The 13,722-nt window shown below is 39.5% G+C and carries 12 protein-coding genes and 1 tRNA gene; 9 read left to right on the forward strand and 4 right to left on the reverse strand.

Features of this window, described 5'->3' with window-relative positions; all coding sequences use genetic code 11:
* Positions 1–47 precede the first annotated feature (47 nt).
* The 3 genes from MP622_RS10060 (at position 48) to putP (ending at position 3,085) form a co-directional block, all read left to right on the forward strand.
* Positions 48–521, forward strand: a complete 474-nt coding sequence (locus tag MP622_RS10060; protein ID WP_104441034.1) for an NfeD family protein — start codon at positions 48–50, stop codon at positions 519–521.
* 14 nt (positions 522–535) lie between these two features.
* Positions 536–1,390 (forward strand): SPFH domain-containing protein, encoded by an 855-nt coding sequence (locus MP622_RS10065; RefSeq protein WP_243790767.1) that lies wholly within the window; start codon positions 536–538, stop codon positions 1,388–1,390.
* A 204-nt stretch (positions 1,391–1,594) separates the two neighbouring features.
* Positions 1,595–3,085 carry a sodium/proline symporter PutP gene (gene putP, locus MP622_RS10070; protein ID WP_104441036.1) on the forward strand — a complete coding sequence of 497 codons (1,491 nt, stop codon included), beginning with the start codon at positions 1,595–1,597 and terminating at the stop codon, positions 3,083–3,085.
* Between the two features lie 86 nt (positions 3,086–3,171).
* On the opposite strand, the gene MP622_RS10075 is transcribed toward putP, so the two are convergent.
* From MP622_RS10075 to prpF, 3 genes are all read right to left on the reverse strand, one after another.
* A complete protein-coding gene (locus MP622_RS10075; protein WP_044740959.1) occupies positions 3,172–4,080 on the reverse strand; it encodes a farnesyl diphosphate synthase in 909 nt (302 codons plus the stop codon).
* 249 nt (positions 4,081–4,329) lie between these two features.
* On the reverse strand, positions 4,330–5,301 hold the full coding sequence (locus MP622_RS10080) for a GGDEF domain-containing protein (RefSeq protein WP_243790769.1): 972 nt from the start codon (positions 5,299–5,301) through the stop codon (positions 4,330–4,332).
* A 198-nt stretch (positions 5,302–5,499) separates the two neighbouring features.
* Entirely contained in the window at positions 5,500–6,690 is a 1,191-nt protein-coding gene (prpF, locus tag MP622_RS10085) for a 2-methylaconitate cis-trans isomerase PrpF (protein ID WP_243790770.1), read from the reverse strand.
* Between the two features lie 317 nt (positions 6,691–7,007).
* Here prpF and MP622_RS10090 point away from each other — a divergent pair, with 317 nt between their 5' ends.
* The 5 genes from MP622_RS10090 to chrA all read left to right on the forward strand — a co-directional run bounded on the left by MP622_RS10090 (position 7,008) and on the right by chrA (position 12,382).
* Positions 7,008–8,363 (forward strand): amino acid permease, encoded by a 1,356-nt coding sequence (locus tag MP622_RS10090; RefSeq protein ID WP_243790772.1) that lies wholly within the window; start codon positions 7,008–7,010, stop codon positions 8,361–8,363.
* A gap of 83 nt (positions 8,364–8,446) precedes the next feature.
* Positions 8,447–8,522: transfer RNA gene (locus tag MP622_RS10095), tRNA-Arg, on the forward strand.
* A gap of 174 nt (positions 8,523–8,696) precedes the next feature.
* On the forward strand, positions 8,697–9,908 hold the full coding sequence (locus MP622_RS10100; protein ID WP_243790774.1) for an integrase arm-type DNA-binding domain-containing protein: 1,212 nt from the start codon (positions 8,697–8,699) through the stop codon (positions 9,906–9,908).
* A 198-nt stretch (positions 9,909–10,106) separates the two neighbouring features.
* Positions 10,107–11,027, forward strand: a complete 921-nt coding sequence (locus MP622_RS10105; RefSeq protein WP_243790776.1) for a chromate resistance protein ChrB domain-containing protein — start codon at positions 10,107–10,109, stop codon at positions 11,025–11,027.
* A 2-nt stretch (positions 11,028–11,029) separates the two neighbouring features.
* Positions 11,030–12,382, forward strand: coding sequence for a chromate efflux transporter (gene chrA, locus MP622_RS10110; protein ID WP_243790777.1), 1,353 nt, complete (start codon positions 11,030–11,032; stop codon positions 12,380–12,382).
* Positions 12,383–12,425: 43 nt separating this feature from the next.
* Here the strand turns inward: chrA and dmeF are convergent, their stop codons facing one another.
* On the reverse strand, positions 12,426–13,394 hold the full coding sequence (gene dmeF, locus MP622_RS10115) for a CDF family Co(II)/Ni(II) efflux transporter DmeF (protein WP_243790779.1): 969 nt from the start codon (positions 13,392–13,394) through the stop codon (positions 12,426–12,428).
* Positions 13,395–13,451: 57 nt separating this feature from the next.
* On the opposite strand from dmeF, the gene MP622_RS10120 reads away from it, so the two are divergent.
* Entirely contained in the window at positions 13,452–13,718 is a 267-nt protein-coding gene (locus tag MP622_RS10120) for a metal/formaldehyde-sensitive transcriptional repressor (protein ID WP_243790780.1), read from the forward strand.
* The last annotated feature ends 4 nt before the right edge of the window (positions 13,719–13,722 follow it).

Here is a 13,722-nt window from a genome sequence, read left to right on the forward strand (position 1 = left end):
GATACCTTTATAAGCACTATTCACTAACACAATACACGAGTAGATGTATGGAATTTGTTTTTGAACCGTGGCACTGGTTTGTCCTCGGTGTTTTATTAATGCTGTCCGAATTAATCATTCCCGCTTTCGCAGCGTTGTGGTTTGGGATTAGCGCCATTTTGGTGGGTATTTTATTGTGGATTTTTCCTGCCCTCGACTCAACAGTACAATTAGTACTGTGGATGATTCTGTCCATCCTTTGCACCGTCGCATGGTTTAGATTCATCAAACCACTCTCCATCGATAAAACCAAAGCTGGCCTTTCACGCGAAGCAACCATTGGTCAGATCGGAATGGTCATTCAAGTCAATATGGAACATGAACAAATCCGCGTTAGGTTTCCAATGCCCGTTTTAGGCTCAGATGAATGGAACTGTCGCACTCTCACAAGTGTGAATGTTGGTGATCGGGTACGTGTAGTCGATATTCTGGGGAATGATCTTGTGGTACAGCCACATCGTCCAAATCATGACAATCAATAAAAGCGAGTAAAACTATGTCAGCGGGATCTATTATTGTTATTGCGTTGTTGGCTTTTGTCGGCATCACGATTTTTAAGGGGGTTCGCATTGTTCCCCAAGGCTACAAATGGATTGTACAGCGTCTAGGTAAATACCATACGACATTAAGTCCTGGTCTAAACTTTGTCATTCCATATGTGGATGAAGTGTCTTACAAAGTCACCACCAAAGATATTGTTTTAGATATCCCATCTCAAGAAGTAATTACCCGTGATAATGCTGTATTGGTCATGAACGCGGTAGCATACATTAATTTAACCACCCCTGAAAAAGCAGTCTACGGGATTGAAAACTACACATGGGCGATTCAAAACTTGGTGCAAACCTCGCTTCGCTCTATCGTAGGCGAAATGGATTTAGATGATGCACTCTCTTCGCGTGACCACATTAAAGCTAAACTCAAAGCAGCCATTTCTGATGATATTTCAGATTGGGGGATTACTTTAAAAACCGTTGAAATTCAAGATATTCAACCTTCACAGACCATGCAGTCAGCGATGGAAGCACAAGCTGCTGCTGAGCGTCAACGTCGTGCAACAGTAACCAAAGCAGATGGTGAAAAACAAGCCGCAATTTTGGAAGCCGATGGTCGCCTTGAAGCGTCACGTCGTGATGCAGAAGCGCAGGTGGTACTTGCAGAAGCCTCACAACGTGCGATTGAAATGGTCAGTTCAGCTGTGGGCGATAAAGAAATTCCTGTCGCCTATTTATTAGGTGAACAGTATGTGAAAGCCATGCAAGAGATGGCAAAATCCAATAATGCCAAGACGGTAGTTTTACCTGCGGATGTCCTCAATACCATTCGTGGTGTCATGGGTCGTAACAATTAATTCAGACCAATAATATCCTTTGGTGTTTCAAAGAAATAGGCAGTTTGTGACTGCCTATTCTTTTTTTCATTACAAAAAAAACAGAAAACTTTGTGAATTTATGTTTAAATCCCGCGCTTATTTTCAGGATATTGTTTGCTTTTTGTAACAATTTAAACAAAAAGCGGAATCCCAGTTTGTGATTTAACTCCCAAGGATAAGCGTATGAGTTCACTGAATCCGACCTTAATCACTTTTTTCTTTTATATCATTGCCATGGTTTTTATTGGCTTGATGGCTTACCGTGCGACCAATAACTTTGATGATTACATCTTGGGTGGTCGTAGTCTAGGAAGTTTTGTGACTGCACTTTCGGCGGGTGCATCCGACATGAGTGGTTGGTTGCTCATGGGCCTACCTGGCGCAATCTATTTATCAGGTTTATCTGAAATGTGGATTGGTATTGGTTTAATTATTGGTGCTTGGCTCAACTGGTTATTGGTCGCAGGACGTTTACGTGTACATACCGAAGTACAATACAACGCATTAACCCTCCCAGACTATTTTTCCAATCGTTTTAATGATCATAAAAAAGTCCTGCGTATTGTCTCTGCCTGTGTGATTTTAATTTTCTTCGCGATTTATTGTGCTTCTGGCATGGTGGCTGGTGCACGATTATTCGAAAACATGTTTAGTATGTCTTATACAACTGCACTTTGGGTCAGCGCGATTGCAACCATCAGCTATGTATTTATTGGGGGTTTCCTTGCTGTAAGTTGGACAGATACCATTCAAGCCACTTTAATGATTTTTGCCCTCGTGCTCACACCTATTGTTGCTGTACTGAGCTTTACTGATACACAACAACTGACCATAGCGCTTGAAGCGGCACGTCCACAAGCCATGAACCTGTTCGGTGACTTGAGTATGGTAGCTATCATTTCGTTAATGGCTTGGGGGCTAGGCTACTTTGGGCAGCCGCACATTTTAGTACGCTTTATGGCAGCAGATTCTGTGAAATCAATTCCAAATGCTCGTCGTATTGGTATGGCATGGATGACCTTCTGTTTAGGCGGGGCTGTGGCTGCGGGCTTCTTTGGGATTGCTTACTTCCAACAACACCCTGAATATGCTGCTGTTGTCAGTGCTAACCCTGAAACCGTATTCATGGAATTAACCAAGGTTCTGTTTAATCCATGGATTGCAGGGATTGTACTTGCAGCAATTTTGGCAGCTGTGATGAGTACTTTAAGCTGCCAATTATTGGTATGTTCTAGCACCTTAACTGAAGACTTCTACAAAGCATTTCTACGTAAAAATGCTTCGCAAAAAGAATTGGTTTGGGTTGGTCGCTTGATGGTTCTATTGGTTTCTGTCCTTGCCATTTGGATGGCTGGGAATCCTGACGCTAAAGTCCTTGGGCTTGTGGCATACGCTTGGGCTGGTTTTGGTGCAGCGTTTGGTCCACTCATCATACTCTCTTTATTCTGGAAACGTATGACTTTAACAGGTGCACTGGCAGGTATGATTACGGGTGCAATCATGGTTATAGTTTGGAAGAATGCCTTCGGTGCGACTGGTATTTATGAAATTATTCCTGGTTTCATTTCTGCCACCATCGCAATCATTGTGTTCAGTCTGTTCAGTAAAGCACCTGAAAAAGACATTACTGATCGATTTGAACAAGCTGATGAGCTTTACAAAGCATCTAAATAATTGCTGTAAAAAAAACGCTATATCTTCAAAGATATAGCGTTTTTACATTTCAAATGTCTTTAAAACTTATGTTTTAATACATGTCATTAAAACTGTCTTGCCAATAAGAACTGAGAAATTTGTTCTAATTCTTGTGCTTGTCCTTCAAAAAACTGCAAAGCGGCAAAAGCTTGATCATGTAAATTTTGCGCATAAGCTTTGGCTTGCTCTAGGCCCATTAATGCAGGATAGGTCGACTTTTCGACTTGCTCATCTTTACCCGCAGTCTTACCGAGCTGTTCTGTATTGGCGATAATATCTAAAATGTCATCCTGAACTTGAAAAGCCAGACCGATATTTTGTCCATACTGACGTAATTGCGGAATTGCAGGGTCCGTACCCTGAAAAATTGTCACAGCCGCCATCATAATTGCCGCAGTAATTAAGGCACCCGTTTTATTCCGATGAATGGTTTCTAAAGCTTGCTGATCAATTTGCTTGCCTTCAGCTTGTAAGTCTAACACTTGCCCACAGACCATTTTGGACGAAGCTGTCGCTAGAATTTGCATTTGCTTAAGAATCACCGACTGATCAACCGCTTCACCTTGGTCAAACAAACGACTGCCCAAAATTTCGAATGCCATGGATTGTAAAATGTCACCTGCTAAAAGCGCAGTATCTTCTCCATAAGCGACATGACAAGTTGGCTGGCCACGGCGCAACTGATCATTGTCCATGCAAGGTAAATCATCATGTGCCAAGGAATAGCAATGAATCAATTCTACCGCTACGGCTGCACGACGTACTGCTGCTCTGTTTTGATTCGGACGAATCGCCGCTGTTGCGTAGCATAAAGCTGGTCGTACTCGTTTCCCACCCAACATCACGGCATGATGCACTGCACTTTTTAAAGGCTCTGGCAAAGAAAAAGCCTGTAATGCTGCAAGAAGATCTTGCTGAATCTGCTGTTGCGCTTGATGCAACGTATTATTTTGTACGTCAGTTAAAGATGACACATTTGCCTCGAGTATTTTTGCTATACAGCGCCAAAGATGCTGCATGACCATCAAAGTTCGGATTGCTTGTGATTGTACGCTAAATGCGAAGCCTGCCATACACCTTGATCTAGATTTGATACAAGTTAATCTTATAAATAACGATGCTATAGGTCATATTTTTCATCCAAGCCAAGCAACTTAAAAACATTTTGCATTTAAATTTATCTAAGTCGACGTGTTTCTCTACATGAAATTCTTCTTTATCACTTATATACAACACTCACCTTTCTGACATCGCTGATGTTTAGGATAGGAATAACATCCATTATGGTTGGTATAATAAACACAATTTTTAAGTCCTTTTTTAGCACAAGATAAGGCTTTATTCGCTAGTTCATAAAATGACTGAGCAAACATAAATTCCCGAGTACTTACCACCCCCACTGAAATCGATAATTCATGCAAAATTTGACCTCGGAAATGCTGTCCTAAAATCTCAACTGCACTTCGATAAATTTCTGCCTGCTCACAACCTTGCTGTAAAGAAAAGTTCGGCAACAAAATCGCAAACTCCTCCCCACCCACCCGATAAATATGCTGTGAAACTTCAATCGGGCTCACATTCGATAAAGTTCGAGCCAAAGCTTTAAGCACATTGTCTCCCAAACTCTGCCCATAAAGATCATTCATTTTTTTAAAGTTATCTACATCAACCAACAATAGGCTCAGTTCGGATGCTTCATGTTGTGTCATAGCATGCAAATAATGTTTTAATTTCAAATCAAAGGCACGACGGTTGGCTAATCCAGTTAGATGATCCTTTTCATTACCACGCCGAAATTCTAAATTGCTCGCCTCAAACTGAATTTTTTTATGCATTAAATTAGAAATATCTGAGCTACATAATAGAACAGATTGCAGCTCGCCATTAATACTATAATTCGGTTTTAAGATAACCCAGTAATAGCGACCAAAGACTTGATACTCAAAAGGTTCAACTGAAATCCCTTGTCTAAATCGCAACACATTTTGGCTAAACACCTGAAAACATTCTTCAGAAAATTGTGCAAGATTTTGCAAATGCATCTGCTCAACAGAAAGATCAAAGCTGCTGGCAAAAAACTGATTGGTAAATAAAATGTCCCCAGTTGGAGAAAACAATGCGGTTGCCAAAGGCAAAGAATCTAACACTTCATGGGTGTTAATATTCAAACTATTTTGAAGAGAATGTGCATCCATAATACATACATTTTTTTAGGTTAAAGCTATGCAAAATGCTACCAAAAAATAGCTATTCCTCATTCGAATATAAAATGAATAGCTTATAAAAATATAAGATATATAAATTTAAGATTTACTTATTCATTTTTAAGAAATAAAGAATAAAAAAAGCCCTTATCCAAAGATAAGGGCTTTTAAATAACAGTTAGATATAACTTATTTTAGACAATCTTCAGGCACACGCACCCAGCCTTCCATGAGCACACGAGCACTACGGCTCATAATGGCTTTTTTCACTTGCCACTGTCCGTTTTCCAGCACCGCTTGTGCACCCACTCGTAATGTCCCTGAAGGATGACCAAAACGAACTGCTTCACGTTCCCCACCACCTGCTGCCAAGTTCACCAATGTCCCTGGAATGGCAGCCGCTGTACCAATCGCAACTGCAGCTGTCCCCATCATGGCATGATGCAGTTTACCCATAGATAATGCACGAACCAGTAAATCGCTATCAGCTTCGGTAATGGCTTTACCACTCGAAGATACGTAGGCTTTCGGTTTGGAAACAAAAGCTATTTTCGGGGTATGTTGACGTGTAGCAGCTTCTGAGATGTCTTTAATCAGCCCCATTTGTTTTGCACCATATGCACGAATAGTTTCAAAACGCTTCAAGGCTTCAATATCACTGTTGATCGCTTCTTGGAGTTCTGTCCCTGTATAGCCAATATCTTCAGCATTTAAGAAAATAGTCGGAATACCCGCATTGATAAATGTCGCAGGAAAAGAGCCTATCTCAGGTACGTCCAAGGTATCCACAACATTTCCTGTTGGGAACATGGCACCACCATCTTCACCATCATCGGCAGGGTCTAAAAATTCAATCTGGACTTCCGCCGCAGGAAAAGTCACGCCATCAAGTTCAAAATCACCTGTTTCTTGGACTTGTCCATTGGTAATAGGAACATGGGCAATAATCGTTTTTTGAATATTGACCTGCCAGATTCGTACTGTACAAATGCCATTTTCAGGAATCCGTGCTGCATCGACCAATCCATTTGAAATAGCAAATGAACCAACGGCTGCCGTTAAATTACCGCAGTTTCCACTCCAATCTACAAAAGGCTGGTCGATAGATACTTGCCCAAACAAATAATCAACATCATGCTCGGCTTGTGTACTTTTCGCTAAAATCACGGTTTTACTGGTACTAGATGTTGCTCCGCCCATTCCATCAATTTGTTTTGCATAAGGATCTGGACTACCAATGACGCGAAGCAAGATTTGATCGCGAATTTTACCTGCGATCTGTGCAGCTTCTGGTAAATCATCTTGTTTAAAAAATACGCCTTTACTGGTGCCACCGCGCATATAAGTCGCTGGAATTTTAATTTGAGGAGCGAAACTCATTGTTTTTTAATCCTTGCTGAACCGTTGTTTTGACACATGCTAAAAATTTTAACCTCATCCATCATACTGCTTTTTAAGAAAAAAATTTGCCGTGCATGACTTAAGTATAAAAAAGCAACGCTTGATCATTATTTTTAAAACCAAGCAGAACGATAGAGTCATTTTTTAAATAAATCTAAATAATTGATTCATCATTCAATTTTATATACAAAAGGTAAAATACTTCTAGTTAAATCATTTGACCAATCGTTCATCTACTAGGCTAAGTGTAATCAATCCTTTACAATCCCTATACATTCATCGTCGGGCTGAGAACTTTGAACAATAACTCTTCACAACTTCAGCGTGGCTTAAAGAACCGTCACATCCAACTTATCGCCATGGGTGGCGCAATTGGTACAGGCTTATTCTTAGGTTCCGCACAGGTTATCCAATCTGCAGGTCCATCCATCATTTTAGGTTATGCCATTGGTGGTTTAATTGCTTTTTTAATTATGCGTCAGTTGGGAGAAATGATTGTCCATGAACCTGTTGCTGGTTCATTTAGTCATTTTGCTTATCGATACTGGGGTAAGTTCCCTGGCTTCCTAGCTGGTTGGAATTACTGGATTCTGTATATTTTAGTGGCTATGACTGAGCTTACTGCGGTCGCTAAATATATCAATTACTGGTGGCCTTTTATTCCTGCATGGGCGTCAGTGCTGTTCTTCTTCGTTGTCATTACCCTTATTAACTTGGGTAATGTAAAGTTCTATGGAGAGTCGGAATTCTGGTTAGCAATTATTAAAGTTGCTGCCGTAATTTCCATGATCGTTTTCGGTTTGTATCTATTACTTACTGCAGATGCAAACTCGACTGCTTCATTTAGCAACCTTTGGACACATGGTGGATTCTTCCCGAATGGCTTTGAAGGTCTATTCTATATGTTGGCTTTCTTAATGTTCGCCTTCGGTGGGATTGAACTGATTGGGATGGCAGCGGCAGAAGCTAAAGATCCTGAAAAAACTATTCCTAAAGCCATCAATCAAGTGGTCTTCCGTATCCTCATTTTCTATGTGGGCTCGTTAACCATTCTGTTGTCTTTAGTGCCTTGGAATCAATTAGATTTAGGTGGTTTAGACAAAAGTCCATTCGTGATGATTTTCAGCCAAATGGGTATTCAATGGGCTGCACATTTACTGAATTTCATTATTTTGACTGCTGCATTGTCTGTATATAACAGTGGGATGTATGCAAATAGCCGTATGTTGTTTGGTTTAGCGGAACAAGGAAATGCGCCAAAAGTTTTCTTGAAAGTGAACAAGCAAGGGGTACCTATTCCAGCAGTATTATTCTCTGCATTACTCATTTTCGGTTGCGTATTGTTGAATTACTTTGTACCTGAAGATGCACTTGGCCACTTAATGTATGTAGTTGTGGGTGCATTGGTATTGAACTGGGCAATGATTAGTTTGACGCATTTAAAATTCCGTCAAGCCATGAAAGCTTCTTCAACTCAAACCAAATTCCCATCACTTTGGTCTCCAGTAAGCAACTATTTAGTCCTGATCTTTATTGCGACTGTGCTATACATTATGTGGACACAAGGCTTTAAAGAATCTGTACTGATGATTCCTATGTGGATTGTACTGATGGCGATCTTCTTTAAAATGATCAAACCAACCAAGAGCTAAATAGCTTTTGACTGGATTAAAAAGTTATTGTTTCGGCAATAACTTTTTTTATGCTTAAAAATCAGTTACATTGTTTTCGTTTTGCGCCCTTAGCTTAACTGGATAGAGCAGTTGCCTCCTAAGCGACCGACGTGGGTTCGAGTCCCGCAGGGCGCACCATTTTGCAGTATATTTTGGTCTAGAATATTCCAAGCCAAATAAAAAAATGCAATATATTCAATAATATAAATAAATAAGATCCAAGATGGTCTAATAAAATCTCTTGTAGACTAATATTTTTTACAGTATAAAATACAGTACAAACTTTTATACGCAAAATCATGTACTGTAAAAATGCCAAAAATAGTTAAAAGCCTTACTGATAGTAAGATCAAAAGCCTTAAAGCTGATCCCAATAAGCACCAACGAATTTCAGATGGTTTTGGGCTTTACCTATTCATTCACAAAAATGGCTATAAATATTGGAAGTTTGACTACAGTCGCCCATACACAAAAAAACGCAATACCATTAGTTTTGGTATCTATCCAACAACTAGCCTCGCAGAAGCTCGTATTAGAAGAGACGAAGCCCGCACCCTTCTCTCTCAAAATGTCGATCCGCATGTTGAAAAGGTTAGAATTGAGAATGAGATTCTAAATGCGAATAATAATATTTTCAAAAATATTGCAAATGAATGGGTGGCAAAACAAGACTTTGCTGAATCAACAATTAAAGGACAACAACGCTTACTGGAAGTGATTAATCAGCATATTGGAAAAATTCCAGTCCATGAAATTAAAGCTATGGACATACTGAAAGTTTGTCGAATTTACGAAAAAGAAGATAAATTAGAAACAGCTAAAAAAGTCAAAGTTAAATGCAGCCAAGTTCTTCGTTATGCGGTTTCTATTGGACTTTGTGAGCGTGATGTCACTCAAGATTTAAGAGGTGCAATCTCCCCCCCTAAAGTCAAACACATGGCTGCTTTGGTAGAACCAAAAGATTTTGCATTGCTTTTACAAGACATTGATCATTATGAGGGTGCAGCAGTCACCCGATATGCTCTACGTATTGCTCCTTTAGTCTTCGTTCGCCCCGGAGAACTCAGACATGCTAAATGGAAGGATATTGATCTTGAACAAGGTTTATGGAGCTACATACCACCTAAGACAAAATCTAAAACAGGTGTACAACATATAGTTCCATTATCTACTCAAGTGATTCATTTACTATCTGAACTAGCTCAAATTACTCAATATAAAAGTGAATATGTGTTTCCTGCAACAACATCCAATTTAAAACCCATGTCGGAAAATACAGTTAATCAGGCTTTACGTCGACTAGGCTATACGAGTGAACAAGCATGTGGACATGGTTTCCGTGCTTCAGCACGTACAATATTAGAAGAGGTTTTAGAATTTCCAATCGAACTGATTGAGCAACAGTTAGCTCATCAAGTAAAAGATATGCATGGTCGTGCTTATAACCGTACCAAGCATTTAGAAAAGAGAAAAATCATGATGCAGAAGTGGGCAGATTATTGTGATGAATTGAAAAATAAGTAAACCATTTCTAAATGTTAGCTTAGCTACCTAATTATTTAAAAGTTTTGGCATCAGAAAATCATTACAGAGCCTAATCGAAATAGGTTTTTACGCTTAATTAAAAGCTCTTTATGCATTTCCTATATATTCTTTGCATAAATTAATATTTTAATTCTTAAAAAATAAAATATACTTAACAAAATATGTTGAGTATATAACATGAAAGTATCTTTACTCATATCGTCACTTCCTACGCAAAACACAACCACTCGTATGAGGGTATGGCGCTCTCTGAAAGCAAGTGGCGCAGCAACCCTTAGAGATGGCGTTTATTTGCTGCCCATTGCACATGCTGAGAAGTTTGATCCCATTGCCAATGATGTTATTTCTGAGCACGGTGCTGCTTATGTATTTTATGCAGAGTCCCCTGTAAATCTTGAGCTTAAAAGCATTTTTAGTCGGAAAGAAGAATACGATGCTTTTTATAAACAACTTACTGAGCTAAGAGACCGTCAGACTAAGGATGAAAAGAAAGAACTGCTTAAGCAAATTCGTAGACTACGCAAAAGCATCAATGCACTTGTAGAAATTGACTATTACCCTGATGAAACCCAAGCACAGGTTTTAAATGAACTCGCGCTATTAGAGCTATCTATTGCACGTCTTGATGAAGCCAATGAGCCCAACGCAATACAAGCTCACATTCAGGTTTTAGACAAAGTAGATTATCAAAATCAGCTTTGGGCAACGCGAAAAAAACCATGGATTGATCGCTTAGCCTCTGCATGGCTAATTAAGACCTTTATTGATTCCACACCTACATTTATTTGGTTAGACACACCAACTGATTGCCCTAAAGAAGCCTTAGGCTTTGATTTTGATGATGCAAGGTTCAGCCACATCAACCATTGGGTCACCTTTGAAGTACTTTTATACAGTTTTAATTTAGAAACACCTGCATTAAAGAAAATCGCTGAAATTGTGCATTACCTTGATGTTGGGGGGATTGAACCTCCTGAAGCCATCGGTATTGAAAAAGTCATTCAAGGACTTCGCAGCCAAATAAACAATGATGATCAATTATTTGAATTATCCAATCATATTTTTGATGGGCTATATGCCAACTTCTCAAGAGAATAATCATGGAACAAGAACTGATTACACCACCCGAGGCAGAAGTACTCCCTATTTCATTTTGGCAGGCTTTTCTGTTTTGGCTTAAATTAGGCTTTATTAGCTTTGGTGGACCCGCAGGTCAAATCGCGGTTATGCACCAAGAACTGGTTGAACAGAAGCGCTGGATTTCCGAGAAACGTTTCTTACATGCACTGAACTATTGCATGCTCTTACCGGGCCCTGAAGCTCAACAATTAGCCACCTATATCGGTTGGTTGATGCATAGAACGACTGGAGGATTAGTTGCAGGAATTCTCTTTGTACTACCATCGTTATTTATTTTAATCGGCCTATCATGGGTCTATGTAAAATTTGGTGATGTACCCATCATCGCAGGAATTTTTTACGGTATTAAACCTGCTGTTGTTGCCATTGTTTTTCATGCAACACATCGAATTGGAAGTCGATCACTCAAAAATAAATTCTTATGGCTAATAGCAGCGCTTTCATTTATTGCGATTTTTTTCTTGAATTTACCCTTCCCTTTAATTGTCCTCTCTGCTGCGATCATTGGCTATCTAACCAGTAAAAAATATCCAAGCCTCTTTTCTGGTGGGAATGCTCATCAGCAGAGTAAAAAAGATTATGGACCTGCATTAATTGATGATGATACTCCTACACCAGCGCATGCGATCTTTAGCTGGAAACGTTTGGGCAGAATTATTCTCATTGGTGGTCTACTGTGGTTTCTTCCTATCCTTAGTCTCAGCCTAACACTGGGATGGGATCACGCCTATACACAAATGGCGTGGTTTTTTACCAAAGCCGCACTGCTGACCTTTGGGGGGGCTTATGCTGTATTGCCTTATGTTTATCAAGGGGCGGTAAACTATTACGGTTGGTTAAGCCCGACACAAATGATTGATGGTCTTGCACTGGGTGAAAGTACCCCTGGGCCACTCATTATGGTGGTGGCATTTGTTGGATTCTTAGGTGGATATAATCATGCATTATTAGGTTCAGAGCATCTATTCTTGGCAGGTGCGATAGGCGCAACAATCGTCACTTGGTTTACTTTTCTATTTTCCTTTATTTTTATCTTGGCTGGCGCTCCGATTATTGAATCTACACATAATCAAATTAAGTTTACTGCGCCTCTCACTGCCATTACAGCAGCTGTAGTCGGCGTCATTCTGAACTTAGCACTCTTCTTTGCGTACCATGTATTATGGCCTAAAGGTTTTAATGGGCAGTTTGACTACATAGCGGCAGTGATTACCCTACTTGCCTGTGTTGCACTCTTTAAATTCAATCAAAGTGTATTGAGAGTAATCGGAGCTGCTGCAGTTTTAGGATTAGTGATTCAATTAAGTCTATAAAAAATATGAGCAGGTCATTGACCTGCTCATATATCCAAATTGTTTATACTGCGACTTGAAGTCTAGATCTACTATTAATTTCTACAGAAACATGAACAATTTCTTCGTGTATAGAAAGCCCTTTTCTGACACTATCTGCCGTCAATTTAGAGCTATCGGAATCTAATGAAAGAATACATGAGAATTTTCCTTTGCCTACTTTCCACACATGAAGATCAGTAATCACTGCCTGTGAATCTAATTCTTCAATGACTTCAATAATTTCACCCACTACAGGATGTTCCATTTCAGCGTCAAGCAAAGTCTTACCTGTTTCACGAATTAACCCCCATGACCAATGTGCAACTAAGAAGGCACCAACAATACCCAATACAGCATCTAAAAAGTCCCAACCAAAAAACTTACCTGCAAACAACGCAATAATTGCCAATACAGAAGTTACTGCATCTGCCACAACATGTAAGAATGCAGCCTTTTGATTTAAATCATGCTCTTCATGTTGGTGAGTGTGTTCATGATGATGGTCATCATGCTCATGACCGTGATGATGGTGATGACCACTTTCATGAAGCAACCATGCACATACAAAATTTACGACCAATCCAATCACAGCAATTGCAATCGCCTCGTTGTAGTGAATATTGACTGGATTCATTAAACGCTGCACCGATTGAATCCCCATAAACACAGCAACGACCATCAATAAAATGGCACTTGAGTAACCCGCTAAAATTTCAATTTTCCATGTGCCAAAGCAAAAACGCTGATCTTGCGCATATTTTCTCGCCATTCTATAAGCAAAATACGCGAGGCCTAATGCCAGCATATGTGAACTCATATGCCATCCATCAGCTAACAACGCCATCGAGTTGAAAAACCATCCTCCAAAAATTTCAAAAACCATCATGACACCTGTTAATACAGTTGCTATCAAGATTTTCTTTTGTGCCAGAGGATTCCCCTCATCAAATTGATGTGTATGATTACTTTTTACATTGCTGGGATATTGCATTTTGATGTGCCAAGACTAATACTCCCCTACAGTATATATTTTTTATGAGTAAAAACCATGTCTCACTTAAACCAAAATAAAAAAATCATGAATCGTATAAAACGAATACAAGGTCAAGCCAATGCTATTGAACAAAATTTACTAGCAGAGAATATTTCTTGTATTGAGGTTTTACAGCAAGTCGCAGCCGTTAAAGGGGCTATAACAGGACTAATGAATGAACTCATAGAACTTCATCTTAGAGAGCACGTACTGGGTGATTTAGAGAAAATTAATGAAGAGGATTTGAGTGATTTTTTAGCATTAATCAAACGTTATACCTAATAGA

Source organism: Acinetobacter sp. PK01 (genome assembly GCF_022819285.1).
Lineage (GTDB): Bacteria > Pseudomonadota > Gammaproteobacteria > Pseudomonadales > Moraxellaceae > Acinetobacter > Acinetobacter tandoii.